This is a genomic window from Clostridium sp., assembly GCF_016650035.1.
GTDB lineage: Bacteria > Bacillota > Clostridia > Clostridiales > Clostridiaceae > Clostridium_AD.
In genome coordinates, this window is sequence record NZ_JAENWM010000141.1 from 1 (window position 1) to 6,155 (window position 6,155).

At 33.1% G+C, this 6,155-nt stretch carries 6 protein-coding genes and 1 tRNA gene; all 7 read left to right on the top strand.

Annotated features, from left to right (window positions below; genetic code table 11):
- Nucleotides 1–166 precede the first annotated feature (166 nt).
- The 7 genes from JJD95_RS19340 to JJD95_RS19370 all read left to right on the top strand — a co-directional run bounded on the left by JJD95_RS19340 (nucleotide 167) and on the right by JJD95_RS19370 (nucleotide 6,103).
- Nucleotides 167–1,450: an ABC transporter permease gene (locus tag JJD95_RS19340; protein WP_291645027.1), complete on the top strand. Its 1,284-nt coding sequence runs from the start codon at nucleotides 167–169 to the stop codon at nucleotides 1,448–1,450.
- A 12-nt stretch (nucleotides 1,451–1,462) separates the two neighbouring features.
- Nucleotides 1,463–2,515 carry an ABC transporter ATP-binding protein gene (locus JJD95_RS19345; RefSeq protein WP_291645029.1) on the top strand — a complete coding sequence of 351 codons (1,053 nt, stop codon included), beginning with the start codon at nucleotides 1,463–1,465 and terminating at the stop codon, nucleotides 2,513–2,515.
- A gap of 1 nt (nucleotide 2,516) precedes the next feature.
- Complete coding sequence (locus JJD95_RS19350) at nucleotides 2,517–3,509, top strand: ABC transporter ATP-binding protein (protein ID WP_291645031.1); 993 nt, start codon at nucleotides 2,517–2,519, stop codon at nucleotides 3,507–3,509.
- Nucleotides 3,510–3,708: 199 nt separating this feature from the next.
- Nucleotides 3,709–3,948, top strand: a complete 240-nt coding sequence (locus tag JJD95_RS19355) for a small, acid-soluble spore protein, alpha/beta type (protein WP_291645033.1) — start codon at nucleotides 3,709–3,711, stop codon at nucleotides 3,946–3,948.
- A gap of 145 nt (nucleotides 3,949–4,093) precedes the next feature.
- Entirely contained in the window at nucleotides 4,094–4,852 is a 759-nt protein-coding gene (locus JJD95_RS19360; protein WP_291645035.1) for a class I SAM-dependent methyltransferase, read from the top strand.
- A gap of 11 nt (nucleotides 4,853–4,863) precedes the next feature.
- A complete protein-coding gene (gene hslO / locus JJD95_RS19365; protein ID WP_291645037.1) occupies nucleotides 4,864–5,745 on the top strand; it encodes an Hsp33 family molecular chaperone HslO in 882 nt (293 codons plus the stop codon).
- A 282-nt stretch (nucleotides 5,746–6,027) separates the two neighbouring features.
- A tRNA-Val gene (locus JJD95_RS19370) sits at nucleotides 6,028–6,103 on the top strand.
- Nucleotides 6,104–6,155 lie beyond the last annotated feature (52 nt).

The following is a 6,155-nucleotide window of genomic DNA, read 5'->3' on the forward strand; positions in this document are numbered from 1 at the left end:
AAACATGTCTTTAGGAGGAGGACCGCAAAATTTTACAGACTTGTCAAGTGTTTTATGCGAAAAAAGTGGGGGAATCAACAAAAATTAATGATGCTAAAAATGAGTAATCACAGGAGCTAAGGAGTTTCCGTGAAAGCTCTATCAAATAAAGGGGGTAAATAGCCAAATGGACAAAATAGAAAAGGAGCAATTTGAACTTGTTGGTAAAAACCTCGAAGCTGCGCAGAGCATAAAACGCCCTAGTATGTCATATTTACAAGATTCATACAGAAGATTAAAAAAGAGTAAGCCATCCATAATTTCTTTTTGGGTTTTAATTTTGTTAATTATTTTGGCACTGGTAGGTCCAGTAATTTCAAAACAACTATATGGACATAATTATAGAAGGCAGGTATTGAGTTTAAAAGACCAAACCTTTATCCTTTCAAATCAGAGGAGTTTAAAATTATCTTCCAATTCTGTGTTTGAGTATAATAAGTATAGACCTAACCTTAGAAAAACTAAATTGAAATTTACTAGTGTTAAACTGAAAGAAGAAGGTGGAAAGTTAGGCTTTATTGTTGGTGATGAATCCGAAGCATCCTACCAAGGAGACAAAAAAGAGTATAAGTTAGAGATAACAACAACTACAGAAGACGATTGGGATTCAATTGTAGATAAATTAAATATTGAAGGTGAAAAGCTCTTAAAAGAAGACCCCGATTTTAGAGGAGTCACTTTCAAAAAAAGTTTCGGAAGTTTAGTTATGGAAACAAATGGAGAGAAAAAATTCAACATCAAATATTGGCTTGGAACTGATGACCTTGGTCGTGATTTATGGACTAGATTGTGGGAAGGCACAAGGGTTTCTTTCCTTATTGCAGTAACATCAGTTCTGTTTACAGGGCTATTTGGAGTTGTATATGGAGGAATATCTGGGTATATTGGTGGAATGGCAGATAATATAATGAGTAGAGTTATTGAAATTCTTATGGTTATACCATCTTTATTATATATAATGTTATTATCTATTATAATGGATCCGGGTATTCTTACCATTACCTTTGTTCTTGCAAGTACAGGTTGGATGACAACTGCAGTTTTGGTTCGTGGAGAAGTTTTAAGATTAAAACAAAGTGAATATGTACTCGCATCACAAACATTAGGTGCTTCTTCTAAAAGAGTTATTTTTAAGCATTTGATACCCAATACTATGGGGCCGATAATAGTTAATATGACTATGATGATTCCAAGAATGATTTTTGCAGAAGCGTTTTTAAGTTTTATTGGGCTCGGTGTACCAGCACCATATGCATCACTAGGAGTTCTAGTTAATGATGGGGCAAAGATTTTTTATCAATACCCACACTTACTTATAATACCTGCAGCTGTACTTTGTTTAATTATGCTTGCATTTAATATACTTGGTGATGGTCTAAGGGATGCACTTGATCCTAAATTAAGGAAATAGGAGGCTACACACATGAAAAAGAAAATATTAGAAGTTGAAGATTTGCAAGTTTCTTTTGACACCTATGCAGGTGAGGTTCAAGCAGTTCGTGGCGTTTCCTTTGACTTATTTGAGGGAGAGACTTTAGCGATTGTTGGAGAATCCGGTTGTGGGAAATCTGTAACTGCAAAATCTATAATGAGGTTAAATCCAGAACCGCCTGCACGTTTTAAAAGTGGTAAGATTATTTTTAATGGTGAAGATATAGTTACTAGGACAGAGAAGGAAATGAGGAAGATTAGAGGTAAAGAAATAGGCATGATATTTCAGGACCCAATGACTTCTCTTAATCCTACTATGAAAATTGGAAGGCAAATATTAGAAGGACTTATGAGTCATAAAAGTGATATGACGAAAGCCGAAGCCGATAAAAAGGTAATTGATATGTTAAAACTCGTTCAAATACCAAATGCAGAACGACGAGTAAACGAATATCCACATCAGTTTTCTGGGGGGATGCGTCAGCGTGCTATGATTGCAATAGCACTCGTATGTAATCCTAAGCTTCTTATCGCTGATGAACCCACAACTGCTTTGGATGTTACAATTCAAGCCCAAATACTTGAGCTTATGAAGGATTTACAAAAGACTATAAATACTTCTATTATAATGATTACTCACGATTTGGGAGTTGTTGCTAATGTTTCACAAAGAGTAGCAGTTATGTATGGAGGAAAAATCGTAGAGTATGCAGATACTGAAGAATTATATTATAATCCAAAACACCCATATACTTGGGGACTTTTAAGTTCAGTACCAAGGGTAGATGTTGTTAAAACCGGTAATAAATTATCTTCAATAGAAGGCACACCACCAGATTTATTTGCTCCTCCAACTGGATGCCCATTTGCAGATAGATGTGAATTTTCAATGAAAATTTGTAGAGAAAAAATGCCTCCAAGCTTCATTATTAGTGAGGGACATGGGTCTGCTTGTTGGTTAAGTCACCCGGATGCTCCAAAAGTAGACACTCCTATTATTTTTAAAGGATCAATAGAATATGTTAAAAAAAGAGGTGACAATTAAAATGGCTGAATTAGATAAAAAAGAAATACTTCTTAGTGTAAAAAACTTAAAAAAATACTTTTATGTTGGAAAAAATCAATATTTAAAAGCTGTTGATGATATAAGTTTTGATATTTATAAAGGTGAAACACTAGGTCTTGTAGGGGAGTCAGGTTGTGGGAAATCAACATGTGGACGTACTATCTTAAGAATTTATGAGGCTACATCAGGTACTGTGGAGTTTGAAGGTAAATCTGTGCATAACCTAAAAGGAAAAGATTTAAAGCAATATAATAGACGTGCACAAATGATTTTTCAAGATCCGTATGCTTCTTTAAATCCTAGAATGCTTGTATCTGATATTATTGCAGAGGGTATTGATATTCACAAGCTTAGTTATGGACAAGAAAGAAAAGAAAGAATTGATGAGCTATTAAATTTGGTTGGACTTAATAAGGAACATGCAAATAGATTTCCACATGAATTTAGTGGTGGACAGAGGCAGAGAATAGGAATTGCTCGTGCCCTTGCAGTAGATCCTGATTTTATAGTATGTGATGAACCTATATCAGCCTTAGATGTTTCTGTTCAAGCTCAAGTAGTCAATTTACTTCAAGAGTTACAAACAAAATATGGTTTAACATTTTTGTTTATCGCCCATGACCTTTCAATGGTTAGATATATTTCAGACAGAGTGTGCGTAATGTATCTTGGGGCACTTGCAGAGGTTGCTAAAAGTGATGAGCTATACAACAAACCACTCCATCCGTATACTCAGGCACTGTTATCATCTATTCCAAGACCGGATCCAGTGCTTGAAAGGACTAGACAAAGGATAATGCTTGAAGGTGATGTTCCTAGTCCTATAAACCCTCCTAATGGATGTAAATTTGTTGATAGGTGTAATAAGGCTATGGATATGTGTAGAGAAAATAAACCTGAAATGATAGAGATAGAACCAGGACATTTTGTTGCATGTCATTTATATGATGGTAAGTTGAACTTGAAAAAATAACTCTTAATATTTTGAAATATGAAATACAAACAATGAATTCATTAGTGGGGTAATAAACATTACCCCACTATATATTTTTGTAAGAAAAGTATTGCATACTTTTCTTTTTTTTAGTGTGAATAAAATAGCTCCTAATTGTAAAAAATAAAAGATAATATCAAAACTATAAAAAATATATATTACAATTTGGAGGGATATCATGGGTAAAACACCTTTAAAGAAAATTATAAAAGCTAAATTAAGAACAAATAAAGAGCTAACTAAAAATGAGACCATGCGTGAAACCTTAAAATATGAAATAGCAGACGAACTAGGATTAACAGATAAAATAGAGGCTTATGGGTGGAGTGGACTGACAGCAGAGGAAACGGGTAGAATTGGGGGGTTAATGACAAAAAGAAAGAAAATAATAAATCTTCCTAAAAACGAAGATTTTTAAAATACTTGTTCAAAATAATTCATATAAAATATTATATATGAGTGCTTTATGTAAATTATTTTGGACAATAGTTGGTGTATAGGTTAAAATATTATATACCTTTTAGTTTTAGAAAGGAAATGTTTGAAAAAGGAGAAATGTTAGTATGAATTGCTATAAAGAGTTCGCTCATATATATGATAAATTAATTAATTCTGATATTGATTATAAAACATGGGCTTTAAACATATTGAATATTTGCAGTGAAAATAATATCGATTGCGATAGTTATTTGGATTTAGCCTGTGGTACAGGAAATCTTACTGTAGAAATTGCAAGTGAATTTAAGTATATATGGGCAGTGGATTTATCTTCTGATATGTTAAGTGAAGCAGAGCAAAAAATGAGAGAGATAGGTATAAAAGCAAAATTTATATGCCAAGATATTTGCCTTCTTAATTTGAACAATACCTTTAATCTCATAACTTGTTGTTTAGATTCTAGCAATTATATATTAGAAGAAGAAAATTTCAAGAAGTATTTATTAGGTGCTTACGATTTATTAAAAGATGATGGCTTATTTATTTTTGACATAAATTCTTATTATAAACTTACAAGTGTGCTTGGTAATAATACTTATAATTATGATTCAGATGATGTAGTGTACGTGTGGGAAAATTATTTAGAAAATGACATAGTAGATATGAATTTGATATTTTTTGTAAAAGAGGGACAAGTATACAGACGATTTGATGAGCATCATGAAGAAAGAGCTTACAGTGAAGAATATATAGAAAAAGTTTTAAAAGAAATAGGATTTGAAGTATTAAAAAAGCTAGATAACTATGAAGAGAAGGTAGTGGAAAGGGACACAGAGCGAATATGTTATGTGCTAAAGAAGTTGAAAAACAATAATAATTTATAGGAGGCATTTATATGGATAAATTAGTGAGAGCTACTGCTAAAGGGGGTCAAGTTAGAATAATTGCGGCAATAACTACGGATTTAGTAAATGAGGGAGTTACAATGCAAAAGTGTGCTCCAACAGCAGCGGCGGCTTTAGGAAGGATGCTGACAGCAGGTGTTCTTATGGGAACCATGCTAAAGTCTAAGGGTGATAGTTTAACACTTCAGATTAATGGTGGAGGAGAAGCTAAAGGAGTGCTTGTAACTGCCCATGCAGATTCAACAGTAAAAGGATATATAGGAAACCCAAATATAGATTTACCTGCTAATAATAAGGGTAAACTTGATGTGAGTGGTGCAATAGGTGTTGATGGTTATTTAAGAGTTATAAGAGATTTAGGGTTAAAGGAACCATATGTAGGTCAAGTACCAATTAGCACAGGTGAAATTGGAGATGATTTAGCTTATTACTTCACCGTTTCAGAGCAAACTCCTTCAGCTGTGGGACTTGGAGTTTTAGTAGATACAGATATGAGCATCAAAGCTTCAGGTGGGTTTATAATTCAGATGATGCCTGGTGCAGATGAATTTGTAGCTGATATAATAACTTATAGACTGGAAGAGGTTCCTTCTATAACAGAGTTCATATCAAAAGGGATGAGCATTGAAGAAATTTTAGAGTTTATTTTTGAAGATATGCAACTTAAAATACATGAAGAAATTGTGCCCATGTATAAATGCGATTGTTGTAGAGAAAGAGTTGAAAGGGCGTTAATAAGTATAGGCAAAGTGGATTTAGAAGAAATATATAATGATGGTAAAACAGAAGAAATTAAATGCCATTTTTGTAATAAGAATTATGAATTTAATCATGAAGATATCGGGCAATTATTAAAAAATGTAAATTCATAAATAATAGTAAAGTTTTTTTAGGAATTCATTCAATATATGAGTATATTACCAAATCTTTTAAAACGATGTAAAATGGAGCAAATCCTATAATTGTGGAGTATAAGTGAAATGGCTATGGATAAAACTATTATTTGCTATTGACAACTGTAACAAAGTTTTATAATATAGTAATGTGCTCATTAGATAAAAAGTTAACATTTAAATAAAAAGACACTTAAGTAATAAAAGTGTTGACAAGTTTTATGATTTAATGTAAACTATAAAAGTCTAATGAAGATATGTGGGAGCATAGCTCAGCTGGGAGAGCATCTGCCTTACAAGCAGAGGGTCACAGGTTCGAACCCTGTTGTTCCCACCACATATGGCCCAGTGGCTCAGTTGGTTAGAGTGCCGCCCTGTCACGGCGGAGG

Excerpts from the sequence above, each read along its gene's own strand:
- JJD95_RS19340 (WP_291645027.1), top strand. The coding sequence starts at position 167 with ATGGACAAAATAGAAAAGGAGCAATTTGAACTTGTTGGTAAAAACCTC.
- JJD95_RS19345 (WP_291645029.1), top strand. The coding sequence starts at position 1,463 with ATGAAAAAGAAAATATTAGAAGTTGAAGATTTGCAAGTTTCTTTTGAC.
- JJD95_RS19350 (WP_291645031.1), top strand. The coding sequence starts at position 2,517 with ATGGCTGAATTAGATAAAAAAGAAATACTTCTTAGTGTAAAAAACTTA.
- JJD95_RS19355 (WP_291645033.1), top strand. The coding sequence starts at position 3,709 with ATGGGTAAAACACCTTTAAAGAAAATTATAAAAGCTAAATTAAGAACA.
- JJD95_RS19360 (WP_291645035.1), top strand. The coding sequence starts at position 4,094 with ATGAATTGCTATAAAGAGTTCGCTCATATATATGATAAATTAATTAAT.
- hslO (WP_291645037.1), top strand. The coding sequence starts at position 4,864 with ATGGATAAATTAGTGAGAGCTACTGCTAAAGGGGGTCAAGTTAGAATA.